The sequence below is a fragment of the Tardiphaga sp. 866_E4_N1_4 genome, from assembly GCF_052076075.1.
Lineage (GTDB): Bacteria > Pseudomonadota > Alphaproteobacteria > Rhizobiales > Xanthobacteraceae > Tardiphaga > Tardiphaga robiniae.
Window position 1 is genome coordinate 753,932 of record NZ_CP197242.1, and the last position, 13,950, is coordinate 767,881.

General features: G+C 62.3%; 12 protein-coding genes and 2 tRNA genes. 5 read left to right on the top strand and 9 right to left on the bottom strand.

Going from position 1 to position 13,950, the window contains the following annotated elements; genetic code table 11:
* Positions 1–69: 69 nt before the first annotated feature.
* The 3 genes from AB8B20_RS03840 to AB8B20_RS03850 all read right to left on the bottom strand — a co-directional run bounded on the left by AB8B20_RS03840 (position 70) and on the right by AB8B20_RS03850 (position 2,498).
* On the bottom strand, positions 70–1,461 hold the full coding sequence (locus AB8B20_RS03840) for a TolC family outer membrane protein (RefSeq protein WP_093758553.1): 1,392 nt from the start codon (positions 1,459–1,461) through the stop codon (positions 70–72).
* 232 nt (positions 1,462–1,693) lie between these two features.
* Positions 1,694–2,272: a protein-L-isoaspartate O-methyltransferase family protein gene (locus tag AB8B20_RS03845; RefSeq protein WP_439071744.1), complete on the bottom strand. Its 579-nt coding sequence runs from the start codon at positions 2,270–2,272 to the stop codon at positions 1,694–1,696.
* A gap of 151 nt (positions 2,273–2,423) precedes the next feature.
* A tRNA-Asn gene (locus AB8B20_RS03850) sits at positions 2,424–2,498 on the bottom strand.
* 276 nt (positions 2,499–2,774) lie between these two features.
* On the opposite strand from AB8B20_RS03850, the gene AB8B20_RS03855 reads away from it, so the two are divergent.
* The gene (locus AB8B20_RS03855; RefSeq protein WP_170849674.1) at positions 2,775–2,948 is read left to right on the top strand and encodes a hypothetical protein; all 174 of its coding nucleotides are present in this window, start codon (positions 2,775–2,777) and stop codon (positions 2,946–2,948) included.
* Between the two features lie 48 nt (positions 2,949–2,996).
* On the opposite strand, the gene AB8B20_RS03860 is transcribed toward AB8B20_RS03855, so the two are convergent.
* Genes AB8B20_RS03860 through AB8B20_RS03875 form a run of 4 tightly spaced genes read right to left on the bottom strand, consistent with a single transcriptional unit; the run spans position 2,997 to position 7,765 of the window.
* Positions 2,997–3,701, bottom strand: coding sequence for an ABC transporter ATP-binding protein (locus AB8B20_RS03860; RefSeq protein ID WP_093758551.1), 705 nt, complete (start codon positions 3,699–3,701; stop codon positions 2,997–2,999).
* Positions 3,688–5,568, bottom strand: coding sequence for a branched-chain amino acid ABC transporter ATP-binding protein/permease (locus AB8B20_RS03865; protein ID WP_439071745.1), 1,881 nt, complete (start codon positions 5,566–5,568; stop codon positions 3,688–3,690). The genes AB8B20_RS03860 and AB8B20_RS03865 overlap by 14 nt, the downstream gene beginning before the upstream one ends.
* A complete protein-coding gene (locus AB8B20_RS03870; protein ID WP_439071746.1) occupies positions 5,565–6,440 on the bottom strand; it encodes a branched-chain amino acid ABC transporter permease in 876 nt (291 codons plus the stop codon). The genes AB8B20_RS03865 and AB8B20_RS03870 overlap by 4 nt, the downstream gene beginning before the upstream one ends.
* 8 nt (positions 6,441–6,448) lie before the next feature.
* Positions 6,449–7,765, bottom strand: a complete 1,317-nt coding sequence (locus AB8B20_RS03875; protein WP_309949040.1) for an ABC transporter substrate-binding protein — start codon at positions 7,763–7,765, stop codon at positions 6,449–6,451.
* A 346-nt stretch (positions 7,766–8,111) separates the two neighbouring features.
* Between AB8B20_RS03875 and AB8B20_RS03880 the strand changes: the two genes are divergently transcribed.
* The 4 genes from AB8B20_RS03880 to AB8B20_RS03895 all read left to right on the top strand — a co-directional run bounded on the left by AB8B20_RS03880 (position 8,112) and on the right by AB8B20_RS03895 (position 10,050).
* The gene (locus AB8B20_RS03880) at positions 8,112–9,083 is read left to right on the top strand and encodes a LysR family transcriptional regulator (protein ID WP_439071747.1); all 972 of its coding nucleotides are present in this window, start codon (positions 8,112–8,114) and stop codon (positions 9,081–9,083) included.
* Positions 9,084–9,255: 172 nt separating this feature from the next.
* Positions 9,256–9,435 carry a hypothetical protein gene (locus tag AB8B20_RS03885; protein WP_068736432.1) on the top strand — a complete coding sequence of 60 codons (180 nt, stop codon included), beginning with the start codon at positions 9,256–9,258 and terminating at the stop codon, positions 9,433–9,435.
* 85 nt (positions 9,436–9,520) lie between these two features.
* Positions 9,521–9,594, top strand: a tRNA-Cys gene (locus AB8B20_RS03890).
* Between the two features lie 132 nt (positions 9,595–9,726).
* Positions 9,727–10,050: a hypothetical protein gene (locus AB8B20_RS03895; RefSeq protein ID WP_439071748.1), complete on the top strand. Its 324-nt coding sequence runs from the start codon at positions 9,727–9,729 to the stop codon at positions 10,048–10,050.
* Positions 10,051–10,079: 29 nt separating this feature from the next.
* Here the strand turns inward: AB8B20_RS03895 and AB8B20_RS03900 are convergent, their stop codons facing one another.
* Both AB8B20_RS03900 and AB8B20_RS03905 read right to left on the bottom strand, forming a co-directional pair.
* Positions 10,080–10,814, bottom strand: coding sequence for a tRNA-uridine aminocarboxypropyltransferase (locus AB8B20_RS03900; RefSeq protein ID WP_175368996.1), 735 nt, complete (start codon positions 10,812–10,814; stop codon positions 10,080–10,082).
* Positions 10,815–10,871: 57 nt separating this feature from the next.
* Complete coding sequence (locus tag AB8B20_RS03905; protein WP_305801706.1) at positions 10,872–13,949, bottom strand: efflux RND transporter permease subunit; 3,078 nt, start codon at positions 13,947–13,949, stop codon at positions 10,872–10,874.
* Between the last annotated feature and the right edge of the window lies 1 nt (position 13,950).

Sequence of the window (13,950 nt, forward strand, 5' to 3'; positions counted from 1 at the left end):
AAATTGATTGCAAGCAAAGGGCCGCACAAGCGGCCCTTTCGATACGATATCAGGTGATATCTGAGCGCGTTAGCGCCCGTCAGGCGTACGCACGCCGACCCAGCTATCGCGCACCTGATGATAGTGCACGCTGGGGTCATACACATTGGTGTTCAGCTTCATCACCGTCGGTGACAGACGACCGACTGCGTTAAGCACCGAGTATGATGCCACCACACGATCATGCTGCGCGGTGACAAGCGCGACGCGCGCGTTCACCAGCGCCTGCTGGGCGTTCAACACGTCGAGCGTGGTGCGCTGGCCGGCCTTGGCTTCTTCGCGAACGCCGTTCAGTGCAATTTCCGAAGCCTGCACCTGCGCCTGTGCGGACGAGACCTGCGCCCTGCCCGCCAGCAACTGCCCCCAGGCCTGCACGACGCTCGCGCGGGTCTGATCGCGCACCTGTTCCAGTGCTAGACGCTGCTGGGCTAGCGTTTCCTTGGACTGCCGGATCAGCGAATATTCCGCGCCGCCCTGGTAAACCGGGATCGACACCTGCGCGATGCCTGATGCCGTCAAACCGCGCGGCTGCGAAATCGACTGTTCCCAACCCTGCTGGATGTTGGCCTGCAAAGTCACGCTCGGGAACAGAGCGCCTTCGTTGACCTTCACATTGAGGAAGCTGACGTCGATACCGAACATCGCCGCGGTGACGTTGGGGTTTTCGACGAGGCCTAGATCGACGGCGCCGGGCAGCGTATTCGGAAGGAAGCGATCAACGGGCGAACCCGCCTGCAGGTTGCTCGGTTCGTTGCCGATGATGCGGCGGAAGTTCGAGCGCGTGGTGGTGAGATTCGACTCGGCGGTCAGCAACTGAGTACGGCCGGCAGCGAGCTGGGCTTCGGACTGCGCCACGTCGGTACGGGTGACTTCGCCGACATTGAAGCGATCGCGGGTCTGCTTCAGCGTCTGCTCGAGCACGCGCACGTTGCTCTTCTGCACCTCGACCACGGCCGAGTCGCGCAGATAGTCCATGTAGATCGTCGCGGCGGAGAGAATCACTGACTGTTCGAGTACGCGCAGACCTTCGCGCGCAGCGGAAACCTGTCCCTCGGCGGCGCGTGTGCGATTCGCCGTCTGCTGGCCGTTGTACACATTCTGCGTGATGGTTGCGCCGACGGCGCGGGGAACCTGCACGCCGTGAATTGCGGTCGCAGTACCTGCAATGCTGTTGACCGCGTCCGTGTACTGATAGCCGCCGCTCGCGGTGATCGCGACCCTCGGCCGATAACCCGACAAAGCCTGCGGCACGTTCTCGTCAGTGACGCGCACCGAAGCGCGCTGGGCATTCAATTGAGGATTGTTCTGATAAGCGCGAACCAACGCCGCTTCGATCGTGTCAGCCAGAACGGGTGACGCTCCGGCAAATGCCAGCAAAAGGGCCGCAGCTGCAGCACCGGTGAGAGCTTTTACGCCGCCCATTCTTGGTAATCCATTCATGCCGTTCACTGATCCGGGCGCACACTTATGGCGACCGAACAGATGATGTCCGTTAGCGAGTCTCCACTCACCATATTCCGCGCATTGGCGAGACGGAACCTCTCGTGGAAACTTGACAGTGAAAACTTGGCGAATGGGACATCCAAGCCACACTTGTAATTACCGCTGGCGATATTAGCGGTGCCCCGATGCCCGATAAGGCGGACAGTCAGCCCTAGAAAACGAATGCCGGGAGCTTTTCCATGCCCGGCAGGACCGGTGCGGTAGCATCGAACAGCGGGCGGGAGCCAAAATCCTCGTGGGAATGGGTCACGATCACGGCGCGGGCGGGCTTGGTCAGGGCGAATACGCCCACTAGCTGACCATCGGGGGCCAGCTGCTTGTAAAGCCCGGTCGGGACGACTTCCGTCGCGCCGGCCAGAACGATCAGATCATAGGGGCCGTTCGCGGCATCGCCATCAGCCGCCATGCCGGCCGCGCTGGTGACCTGCCCGGCAAATTGGGCGATCACGGCGGCCGCATAGCCCGTGGGGCAACCAACCACCAGAACCTTGTCGGTCGCCTTTACGTCGGAGGCCTGCAGCATCCGCGCCAGCACCACCGGCTTGATCAGAAAGCGATTCGGGGCGACTTCCAGGTCGAGGTCCAGATAGGCCATGGCGCGCTGGCTGGCAGGAACGAACTCCTCGCGCGGCACGGCGAGCATGGCATCAATGATGCGCAAATCGGTGACGTCGCTGGGACGCACCTGACCATCAACCATCTTCTGGCGTGCGGTCGAAAAGTCGGACATGAGCAATCCCTTGCAAACGGCTGGAAGTTCCTTTTGCAGGAATTACGGCAGCGCACAGCGGGATGCAAGGTTCGTAAAAACACAGCAGCCAACGCGCTATCGAGGCGGTCCCGAGCGCGGTTTCTGGCAGCCATTTTTGCGGAAGGATGTTTGGCTCCCCGGGCTGGATTCGAACCAGCGACCATTCGATTAACAGTCGAATGCTCTACCGCTGAGCTACCAGGGAACGTGCGAAGCTTGTTCGCAGGCCGCAGCGTATAACAAAGCGATCCGCGCTTGGAAAGCAGGAAATGCACCTCTTCCCATAGAGGCCGCCAATCGGGGAAAACTCCGAAAAAGTCTCATGTTACGGGATTTTCTTGATGCTTGACCCGTTCTCGCCGGGCCCATGTCGCATGCGGGCGAAGAATAATCTTTCCAACCGTGTCGCTATTTAGTCTTATTGCACCGCAAGACTGCCCGTTGCGACGTTGAACAAGTTCCGAATCGAACGAGGTGACCGATGCCAGCCACGCACACCGACCGCGCGCTTCCGACCGACCTCAACTCCCTGCCCTTTATCAGTGATGACGAATGCGTCACCCGGCTCGCCGAAGCCGTCGAGGCGCATGACAGTGATCACCTCGATGAGGTGGCGCTCCTGATCGGGCGCCTCGCGGTGCCGATCGAAATCTAGGGAATCACGTTGCCCGGGGCCATTGTCTCCGGGATTACGTCCCGGGAATCACATTCCGACGCCGAGGAAGTCCCGCATTAGGTCTGGGCTGGCGTTGAGGTCCGCAGGCGTGCCTTCGAACACCACGTGGCCGTTATTGAGCCCATAAACGCGGTTGGCGAAACTCAATGCCGCCGCAACGTTCTGCTCAACCACAATCATGGTGCGGCCCTCAGCGGCGAGATTGCGTGAGACCTCGACGAGATCACGCACGATCAGCGGCGCCAGGCCCTCGAACGGCTCGTCCAGCAGGATGATGCGTGCATCACGGATCAACGCGCGGGCAATCGCCAGCATCTGCTGCTCGCCGCCCGACAGCGTGCGTCCGGCCGATTTGCGGCGCTCCTTGAGGCGCGGAAACACGTCGTAGATGCGATCGTAGGACCACGCATTCGGTGCCGTCAGCGCGGCAATGCGCAGGTTTTCCTCGACCGTCAGGCCGCCGAAAATGGCGCGCTCTTCCGGCACCAGTTGAACGCCCATGCCGGCGATCGCCGAGGGCGGCAGGCCCTCGATTGATTTGCCATCGAGACGGATATGGCCGCTGCGCGGCGACAGCACACCCATGATCGAGCGCAGCGTCGTGGTCTTGCCGGCGCCGTTGCGGCCGAGCAGCGCGACCACCTCGCCCTGCTCGACCCGGATCGACAGGTCGAACAGCACGTGGGAATCGCCATACAGCGTATTGATCTTGTCGACTTCAAGCAGGCTCATGCGCGTGCAGCCCTCCCAGATAGGCGTCCTGCACGGCCGGATTGCGCCGGATCTCGTCGGCGGTGCCATCCGCCAGCAGCCGGCCCTCATAGAGCACGGTGATGCGCTCGGCGAGTTCGAAGATGGCGTCGAGATCGTGCTCGACGATGACCACGGTTCGCGAGCGCCCGATATCGCGAATGAAGGCGCAAGTCGCGATGCGTTCTGCCGGGCTCATGCCGGCCAGCGGCTCGTCCAGCAGCAGCACATTCGGGCTGGTCGCCAGCGCCATCCCGATTTCGAGCCGGCGCTTTTCGCCGTAGGCCAGAATATGCGCCGGCGTGTCGGCGCGTTCGACGAGATTGAGCAGGCCGAGGATCGAGGCGATCTGCTCCTCGACGTCGGGAATGCTGCCGGCGCTGCGCAACAGATCGAAGCGCATCGGGCCGCGACGGCGTGCCAGCGCCGCGATCCGCAGATTCTTGCGCACCGACAGGTTGGGAAACAGCTGATTGAGCTGGTTGCTCTTGGCGATGCCCAGCTGCGCCGCGCGGCTGACGCCGACGCCCGTGACCTTCTCGCCGAACAGCAGGACTTCGCCGGAGGACGGGCTGACTTCGTCGAGCAGCATCTTGAACAGCGTGCTCTTGCCGGCTCCATTCGGGCCGATCACCGCATGGATCGAGCCGCGGCGGACCTTGAAGGAGACGCCATCGACGGCTTTGAGGCCACCATAGTGCCGCGCCAGAGATCGGGCTTCGAGTGCAATGTCGCTATCACCTGTCATGGGCTCGGCAAGGGTCAGCCTGACCTCCTTGAGCGGCACGACGGGTTTGGTGGCGACGTCGATATTATGCGCCTCGATGGCTTCGGTTTTAGCCTCGGCCGCCCGTGCGGCAGCCAGATTACGGCGTTCGTGCCACCAATGGGCGATCTCGCCGCAGATGCCACGGCGTAGCCCGATGACCAGAATGATGAAGGCGATGCCGAGCACCAGCTTCCACAGGATCGCAAAGCCCGGAATGAGCTGCAGATTGTCGCGCAGCCACAGCCAGACGGCCGCGCCGACCAGCGGACCGATCAGCGTGCCGGCGCCGCCGACGATGGTCTGAACTACGAGTTGTCCCGACGTCTCCAGCGAGAACGCATCCGGCGGCATATAGCTCTGGAACGAGCCGAGCAGACCGCCGGCCAATCCGGCATAGAGCGCGGCGATGACGAAGGCCGTCAGCTTGTAGGCCGGCACGTTATGGCCAAGCATCGCGACGCGGCCGGTATTCTCCTTGATCGCCAGCAGGATCGCGCCGACCGGCGAGCCGACGATGCGGCGAGCCAGCACATAACCGAGAAAGAAGATCACGGCGAACAGGATATACATCGGCATACCCGCACTGATGCGGATCGCATTGGCGCCGAAACCAAGCACGGGCACCGGCACGCCGGGAATACCGTTCTCACCGCCAGTGTAGTCCGACAGCGGCGAGTTCTCGATGAAATAGGCCATCTGGCCGAAGGCCAGCGTGATCATCGTGAAATAGATGCCGACCCGGCGCACGGCAAACCAGCCGACCAGGAGGCCAAACAGGCCGGCTGCGACGGTGCCGATCGCCAGCGCCAGCCAGACGCTATCAATGGTGTGGGACACCAGCAGATAGGCGCTGACGAAACCGCCGACGCCGAAGAACGCGGCCTGCCCGAACGACAGCAGGCCCGTCAGGCCGAACAGGATATCGAAGCCGAGGCCGATCAGGCCCCAGTTCAACACACGTGTCAGCAGATCGGTCGAGAAACCGAGATGCGGAAACACGATGGGTGCCACGATCAGCGTGCACAGCACCGCGAGTTCGGGAAGCCAGCCCCGCAAGCCGCCGGAACGAGGACGCATCATGCGCGGTCTTCCGAACCGAACAGGCCTTGCGGGCGCATGATCAGCAGCACCGCCATCAGCGCGTAGAGCATCACTTCCGAATAGGACGAGTTGAAAGCACTGGTCAGGCTGATGATCTCGCCCGCGATCAGGCCGCCGATGACGGCGCCCGGGAACGAGCCGAGGCCGCCGAGCACGATGACCACGAAAGACTGCGCCATGAAATTGGCGCCCATGTCCGGCGTCACGGCCACGACCGGCGCATAGAGCATGCCGGCGAGACCGACGGCGACAACGCCGATGGCGAAGACCAGCAGGAAGGCGCGGCGCACATTGATGCCGAGGATGCCGACCATGCCGGGATTTTCGATGCCGGCGCGAACCACAAGGCCCATCGAGGTGCGATAGAGCACGAGATAGAGACTGAGCAGCAGCCCGGCGATGATGGCGATCAGTTGCAGGCGATAAGTCGGATAGATCAGGAAGCCCATCTGGGTCGCGCCCTGCCCCCAGGACGGCACCGGCACACGCTGCGCATTGCCGCCGAAGGCTGCACGCACGCATTCGACGAGCACGATCCCGACACCGTAGGTGACGAGGATCTGATCCTCATGCGGCCGGTCGTAGAAATAACGGATGATGATGCGTTCCAGCAAGAAGCCGAGCACCAGCATGAAGCCGCAGCCAACGACGATCGCGAGCACGAAAGACGAGGTGTATTGCAGCAGGACGAAAGCGGCATAGGCACCCACGGCGAACAGCGCGCCGTGAGCGAAATTGAGGACGCCAAGCGTGCCCAGGATGATCGTCAAACCACTACTGACCAGCGCCAGCAGCGTGCCGAGGGCCAGGCCATTGAAGGCCTGGGAGATGAGGACGGGCCAGCTTGGCATGGTGATCCTTAGGTGTAGGGGCCGAGCTTGCAGCCGAAGAAGTCCGGCGCGTTCATCACGCTCTCGCCATCCGCAATATCGACGATCTCGTAGAAGTCTTCCTTGTTCTTCATCTCGGACGGCTTCTTGCCGCGCAGGATCGGGATCGGCCGCACCATCTGATGATCTTCGGCACGGAAATAGACCTTGCCGATGGTCGTCTCGTAAGGCTGCGCCTTGGAGCTCTCCATCGCCTTGATCACATCGACCGGATTGAACGTGCCGGCGCGCTCCACCGACATCGCCCACAGATAGGTCTGCATGTAGCCGATATGCGCGCCCCAGCGCGGATAGTACTTGTTCTGCGCCACGAAGCTTTCGACGAAGGTCTTGGCGAGCGGATAGGTGTCCTGCAGGCCCCACCAGAAATCGCAGCTGCCATAGACGCCCTGCATCAGCTCGGCACCGAGCTCCTTGTCCTGGAACGAGGACAGGTTCGGCACCACAAGCTTCATGCGCTTCAGCACGCCGAACTGCTCGGCCTGCTTGGTCGACGCAACGGCGTCGCCGCCGAAGGCGATGTTGACGAACACATCTGCGCCGCTGTTGGCGATGTTCAGGAGCGCCGACGAATAGTCGGTGGTGCCGAGCGGCACGACCTCCTTGGCGACCTGCTTCCAGCCCTGCTCGGCCGAGAATTTGGCGAAGCTGTCATAGACGGTGTGGCCATAGGTGTAGTCGGGCACGAGGAAGGCGGACTTCACGTTCTTGCCGAGCGCCTTGGCGACGACCGGCGCCATCGCCTTGGCGGCCATGTAGGCGTTCTGCTGCGAGCGGAAACCGTAGCGCTGGCAGTTCTTGCCGGTGATGTCGTTGGAGCCGGCGATGCCGACCATGTACAGCACCTTCTCGCGCGACCCGAGTTCTTCGAGTGCAATCGCGCTGGCGCTCGATACCGAGCCCGACACCATGATCGCCTTGTCGCGCTGGATGAACTGGGTGGCGCTCTGCACGTCGAGGTTGGGTTTCCCCTCGGTGTCGGAGACCTTGTAGCGGATCTGACGCCCGAGCACGCCCTTGCCTTTGAGGCCCCACTTCTGCGCGATATCGCCGCCGGCATTGATCTGCGCGATGGCCAGTTCATAGCCGAGCTTGAGATCGCCGCCGTCACCTGAGAACACGCCGGTGAGCGGGATGGTCAGACCGACGAACACCGAGTCCGCCGTGACGCCTTCCGGGAATGTGCCGATCGTCGCTGGCGATTGTGCGAACGCGCTGCCTGGAAGCATGAGGCCGGCGGCAGTGCCGACTCCCCCAAGCAAAAGCTGTCGACGGTCAAACTGCATGACACACCCTTTTGGTTCGATCACCGCCGCCATTGGCTGGTGAGCCGCAATGGGGATTAGCCCCGGCGAAGTTGAGTTTCTGGAACGGGATGCCGTCGCGACTCTCGTGGTGCCTGCGAGATCATCGCAGGAGCCTCATTCGTGGTCACTCGCTGAACCTGAAATACCGGCAGCGCTGCGTCCGCAAAGCGAGAGAGACGGATCGTTCTTTGTTCCCGTCAGGCTAGGTTGCTTCGGATCGCACGGGGTATAGACAATCCTGCAAAGGGCCTTGCAGACTGGCTTTTCCACCGCGACATGGCGTCCCAGCGACGCGCACTGGCACAGCTCTTGCTGTTACTCTCGGATGGACAATTTCAAATCGCTCGATTGGGATGACCTCAAGGTCTTCATTCACGCGGCGCGCGGCGGCAGCCTTGGCAGTGCGGCCAAGCGCCTCCGGGTCGATCAATCCACCATCAGCCGCCGCATCGCGCATCTGGAGAGCACGCTGGGCGTGGCGCTGTTCGAGCGACTGCCGTCGGGATTGAAGGTCAACGAGACCGGCGACCGCCTGCTCTGCCACGCCGAACGCATCGAGAGCGCGGTGATTGCCATGCGGGAAGACGTGCAATGCGGCGGCAGCCGTATGGCCGGCCGGGTCCGTCTCGCCACGATGGAAGGCATCGCCTCGCTCTACCTCGCCTACCGCTTCGTCGAATTGCGAAAACAGCATCCGGACCTGACCGTCGAATTGCTGACATCACCGCAGAGCGTCTCGGTGAACCGGCGCGAGGCCGATCTGTTTCTGAGCTTCTTCCGCCCGACCGGTCAGGGCATGGTCTCGGAGCGTATCGGCTGCTTCCAACTTGGGCTCTATGCGTCGCAGAGTTACCTGGACGCACATGGCATGCCCAAGAACGCATCCGAGCTCACGGAGCACTGCTTCGTCACCTATATCGACGACCAGATCCAGCTCGACTCGGTGCGCTGGCTCGATGACATCATCAAGAGCCCGCCAGTCTCGTTCCATTCCAACAGCATGTGCGCGCAGATGAACGCTGCGGCCGGCGGCATCGGGCTCGTGCTGCTGCCGAGTTTTGCGACGGCGCGCCGTCCTGACCTGATCCCGGTGCTGCACGACAAGCTGTCCACCACGCGAGAGCTGTGGATCAACGTCCATAACGATCTGCAATTCGTGCCGCGCATCCGCGCGGTGTCGAGCTTCCTGAAGTCGACCTTCAAGGCGGATCCTCTGATGCAGGCCAGCACGAAGGGCCGCAAGATGCTTGATACGCTGCTGGAGACGGACACACCTGTCACGGAGCAAACAGTTTGATGTTACCGTGAACCATCGGATTGGTGCATGGAACCCCGCACCTGATTCAATGAGGTAAACGTCCCGGTAACCATGACGGGCCTCACGTGTGGATCGGTACAATTTGAACGATCCATTCAACAGCCCAACAAAGGCTTTGCGTCAGATTGCTCTCAAGACAGGGAGCTAAAAGATGAGCGAAGCCGAATTTGACTATCTGCTGGAGACAGTCCGGGCCGAAATCGAGGCCGATGTGCGGGACGATCTGCGCAGCCAGGAAATGTTCTTCGCCCCGATTCCGACCGCTGCGAACGACAATGACGGCCCCTGGCCGCTGATTCCGTTTCCGGATGGCTGGCAGGCCTCCTGCTGATCTTTTGTCGGTATGTCGGACCCCATGAAAGATTTCAGCCGGGCATTGCCTAAATGGCGAACGGTCTGTAACTAACCCGCTATGGGGCCATGTGGCGGAATGGTTACGCGCCGGTCTGCAAAACCGTTTATTCGGGTTCGATTCCCGACGTGGCCTCCATCAATCCAATCAATAACTTAGCCTGCCGGACCCGCGATCGGGGCGCGACTGCTATGAGTGGTGCGCTGCAACACTTCGCTTGGCAAGATTGGAGTATTGATCGTAGCATCCTGCCAACCCTAGGGGGGCACGATGAACATCCGGGTCTTGATCGCAACGTTGCTGATGACCTCGCCAGGCTGGGCCCAGGCCAAACCGCCCGTTCCGGCCCGCACCGATCCCTGCGCGCCGATCGGCCGGACCGCCGACGGCCAGTTGGTCTACTCCCTGAAGTGCGAGAAGCTGCCGGTTCCAGTGGTGCCGCCGCAGGCTGCAGCCCCGGCACCGCCTCCCGCACCCGTCGTGGAAGAAGCTCGCGGCGGACTGTTCCGCAATCCGTTTCCGTCGCTCGTCAGGCCGTCGTCATCGATTGACGAGCGTGAAGCTGGGGTCGGTCCTCCGCCCGGCAGCCGATAGGCCCCGAAATCAATCAAAACCGAACGCGATCAGGCGTGCTTCTTGCGCCGCCAGTCGCGCTTGGGTTTTGGCTTGGGCGCCAATTCCGGCATGACGGTCTGGGCTTCGCGATATTTCGCCAGCATCCGCTCGAAAGCCTCGTTCAGCGTGGTCTCGATCTCCGGCTTCCGTTCGAGGCTGGCCAGCAACATCCCCGCGGCTTCGATGGTCGACAGGCCGTCCTTGCGCGGTTCGCGGCGCAGCTTGCCGTAAAGCGACGGTTTGGCCGGTCCGAGGATCACGCGTTGGCATTTCAGCATCCAGGCATTGCGCCACCACAGCGCCTTGGCCTGGCTCCAGGTGCCGTCGAGCAGCACGATGCCCTGGATGTCCTTGAGCAGTGCGCGCTGGTTTTCCTCAGCCTGACCCTTGCGATCGATGGCCAGGATGTCGCGATCGGTCTCGTAATCGGTGACCTTGGCGGAGCCAAGGTAGAGGATCGCCCAGCGGGCGGGATCGGCGACCGGCTTGCCCAGCGCCTTGGCGAGGCTCGGCCAGGACAGGCCGATCTTGACCGTGGCCTTCTTGAAATGAAGCGCCGCGACGCGAGCGGTGCCCAGCGCCCTGTCCTGCTCCTGCGGATGCTGCAGGATCAGGAGCTCGATCTTGTTGTCGATGGGCGTAATGCTGTCGCAGATGCACAGCGGCATCGGCTTGTGGCAATGCGGACATTCCGGGATCGCTTCAGCGACCTCAGCGGCTTGCAGATCTGATTTCTTGGACATTGCCCGCTATACGCCGCGCCGCCCGAGGCTTCAACCGCCGTGACGCCCGGATTTTTGCTATTCGGCAGGCGCAGGCAGCGGCGCCGGGCGGAAGCGGTTACGCAGCCGGTCGATCAGGAGATAGATCACCGGCGTGGTGTAGAGCGTCAACACTTGCGAGACGAATAGCCCGCCAATGATGGTGATCCCCAGCGGGCGGCGCAGCTCGGTGCCCGGCCCGGTCGCGATGACCAGCGGGATCGCCGCGAATACCGCCGCCAGCGAGGTCATCAGGATCGGGCGGAAGCGCACGGTGCAGGCCTCGAAGATCGCCTCGGCGGGCGACAATCCACGATGCCGCTCCGCCTCGATGGCGAAGTCGACCATCATGATTCCGTTCTTCTTGACGATACCGATGAGGAGAATGATGCCGACGAAGGCGATCACGGTCAGCGGCGTGTTGGTGATCTGCAACGCCAGCAACGCGCCGAGTCCTGCCGAGGGCAGCGTCGAGATGATGGTCAGAGGATGCACCAGGCTCTCATAGAGCACGCCCAGCACGATATACATCGCGATGAGCGCGCCCAGGATCAGTAGTGGCTGCCGCCCCGTCGTTTTGCTGAAGTCACCGGCATTGCCGTCGAATCCTCCCCGGATTCCTTCGGGCATATGCAGTTCGTCGACCGCGCGCTGGATGTTGCCGGTTACGGCGTCGAGCTGCACGCCGGGCAGCGTGTTGAACGACACCGTCGTCGACGGGAATCCCTGCGAGTGGAACACCGCCAGCGCGGACAACGTGCGCGACATGCGCACAACCGCCGACAGCGGCACCTGCGCCCCATTCAGGCCCGCGACATAGATGCGATCGAGGTCGGACGGATCGTTCTGGAATTTTGGATCGATTTCCAGCACCACCTTATACTGGTTGCGCTGGGTGTAGATCGTCGAGATCTGTCGCTGCGAGAACGCGTTGTTCAAAGCGTTGTCGATATCCTGCACTTTGACGCCGAGGCTCGATGCCATCTTGCGGTCGATGGTCAGCGTCAATTGTAATCCGCCGGGATCGCGGTCGCTCGACACATCGGTGATGCCCTCGACGCTCTCCAGCCGCTTGCCGACCAGCGGCGCCCACTTCTGCAGGAGGTCGAGATTGGTCGAGGTCAGCGTGTATTGGTAGTTGGAGTCGCTCTGGCGCCCCCCTGCACGCAGATCCTGCGCAGCAAACATGAAGAGACGAATACCCGGGACCGCGCTGAGCTTCGGACGCAACCGGTTGATGACGTCTTCGGTCGACGCTCCGTTGCGCTCCTCTGGTGGTTTCAAGGCGATAAACATGGTGCCCCGGTTGGCGCCGCCGCCGCCCGGGCCGCCAGTGCCGCCAAGCGACGAACCGATACTGGCCACGCCGGGATCGCTCAGCACGAGATCAGCCATATGCTGCTGCAATCCGAGCATCGCCTGAAACGAGACATCGGCCGATGCGCGCGTTGCACCGATCACGAAGCCGCTGTCGTCGTTCGGGAAAAAACCTTTCGGCGTCTTGATGTAGAGTGTGACCGTCAGCGCGATGGTGGCGAAGAACACCAACAGCGTCAGGAGTGGAAAACCCAGCACCACATGCAGCGTGCGTTCATAGAACGCCACGACGCGTGACAGCGTGCCTTCGACGATACGGTCGAAACGGGTCTCGGTGCTTGACAGACCGCTCTTGATATATTGCGCGCAGATCATCGGTGTCACCGTCAGTGAAACCAGCGTCGAGACGACAATCGAGAATGTCAGCGTCAACGAGAATTCGCGCAGCAATCGGCCGACCAGACCATCCATGAAGATCAGCGGGATGAAGGCGGCGATCAGCGACAGGCTGATCGACAGCACCGTGAAGCCGATCTGCCTGGCGCCTGCGAGCGCCGCCTGCATCGGCGCCATGCCCTCTTCGAGATTGCGGTACATGTTCTCGATCATGACGATGGCGTCATCGACCACAAAGCCGACAGAGATCGCCAGCGCCATTAGTGACAGGTTGTTGATCGAGAAGCCGGCCAGCCACATGCCGACGCAGGTACCCGCCAGCGCCAGCGGCACCGAGACGCCGGCCGCGATGGTGGGGGTGCCACGACGCAGGAACAGGAACACCACGGCCATCACCAGTACGGCCGTGGCAAACAGCGTCCACTCCATGTCCTCGACCGAGGCGCGAATGGTACCCGTGCGGTCGGTCAGAACCGAAATCTCGATCCCGGCAGGAATCCATTGTTTCAGATCGGGGATCAGCGCCTTTACGCGATCGACGGTGTCGATGACGTTGGCGTCGCCCTGTTTGGTGATCTGGATCAGTACCGCCGGCTGCTTGTTGAACCAGGCAACCGAGCGGCTGTTGCGCGTCGCATCCTGAACATCGGCGACATCAGACAGCCGCAGATAATTGCCGTTCGAACTCTTGACGATGATCTCGCGAAACTCTTCCGCCGTGCGCATCTGCGGATTCATCGAGATCGTCTCGCTCTGCCGCGATCCCTGGAAGATGCCGACTGGGCCAAGTGGATTGGCATTGACGATGGCGGTGCGCACGTCGTCGGTGGCAATCCCGGCATTCGACAGCGCGACCGGATTGAGCTGGATGCGCACCGCGGGCTGGTCGGCGCCGCTGGCAGTGACTTCGCCGACCCCCGGCACCTGCGACAGCCGCTGTACGATCACGGTGTCGGCGACGTCGTAGATCGCGGAGGCCGACATGGTTGGCGACGTCAAAGCGAGAATGAAGACAGGTGCGGCTGACGGGTTGGCCTTGCGGAACGTAGGCAGTGTCGGAAGATCGGTCGGCAGATCCGCCATCGACGCATTGATCGCGGCCTGCACGTCACGCGCGGCGCGATCGACATCGCGGCCGATGGCGAATTGCAGCTGGATGCTGGTCGAGCCCAGCGAGCTCGTCGAGGTGATCTGATCGAGGCCGGCGATGATGCCCAGACGTCGTTCCAGGGGTGCAGCAACGGTCGCCGCCATGATCGACGGATCGGCGCCCGGACGCGACGCCTGTACGCGGATCATCGGGAAGTCGACATTGGGTGTCGCGGCGACCGGCAGGAAGTGATAGGCGACGACGCCGAGAAGAAACAGTCCGATCGCCAGCAGCGTAGTGCCGACCGGCCGCATG

Coding starts and splice junctions, on each gene's coding strand:
- AB8B20_RS03840 (WP_093758553.1), bottom strand. CDS start 1,461: ATGGGCGGCGTAAAAGCTCTCACCGGTGCTGCAGCTGCGGCCCTTTTG.
- AB8B20_RS03845 (WP_439071744.1), bottom strand. CDS start 2,272: ATGTCCGACTTTTCGACCGCACGCCAGAAGATGGTTGATGGTCAGGTG.
- AB8B20_RS03855 (WP_170849674.1), top strand. CDS start 2,775: ATGCCAGCCACGCACACCGACCGCGCGCTTCCGACCGACCTCAACTCC.
- AB8B20_RS03860 (WP_093758551.1), bottom strand. CDS start 3,701: ATGAGCCTGCTTGAAGTCGACAAGATCAATACGCTGTATGGCGATTCC.
- AB8B20_RS03865 (WP_439071745.1), bottom strand. CDS start 5,568: ATGATGCGTCCTCGTTCCGGCGGCTTGCGGGGCTGGCTTCCCGAACTC.
- AB8B20_RS03870 (WP_439071746.1), bottom strand. CDS start 6,440: ATGCCAAGCTGGCCCGTCCTCATCTCCCAGGCCTTCAATGGCCTGGCC.
- AB8B20_RS03875 (WP_309949040.1), bottom strand. CDS start 7,765: ATGCAGTTTGACCGTCGACAGCTTTTGCTTGGGGGAGTCGGCACTGCC.
- AB8B20_RS03880 (WP_439071747.1), top strand. CDS start 8,112: ATGGACAATTTCAAATCGCTCGATTGGGATGACCTCAAGGTCTTCATT.
- AB8B20_RS03885 (WP_068736432.1), top strand. CDS start 9,256: ATGAGCGAAGCCGAATTTGACTATCTGCTGGAGACAGTCCGGGCCGAA.
- AB8B20_RS03895 (WP_439071748.1), top strand. CDS start 9,727: ATGAACATCCGGGTCTTGATCGCAACGTTGCTGATGACCTCGCCAGGC.
- AB8B20_RS03900 (WP_175368996.1), bottom strand. CDS start 10,814: ATGTCCAAGAAATCAGATCTGCAAGCCGCTGAGGTCGCTGAAGCGATC.
- AB8B20_RS03905 (WP_305801706.1), bottom strand. CDS start 13,949: ATGCGGCCGGTCGGCACTACGCTGCTGGCGATCGGACTGTTTCTTCTC.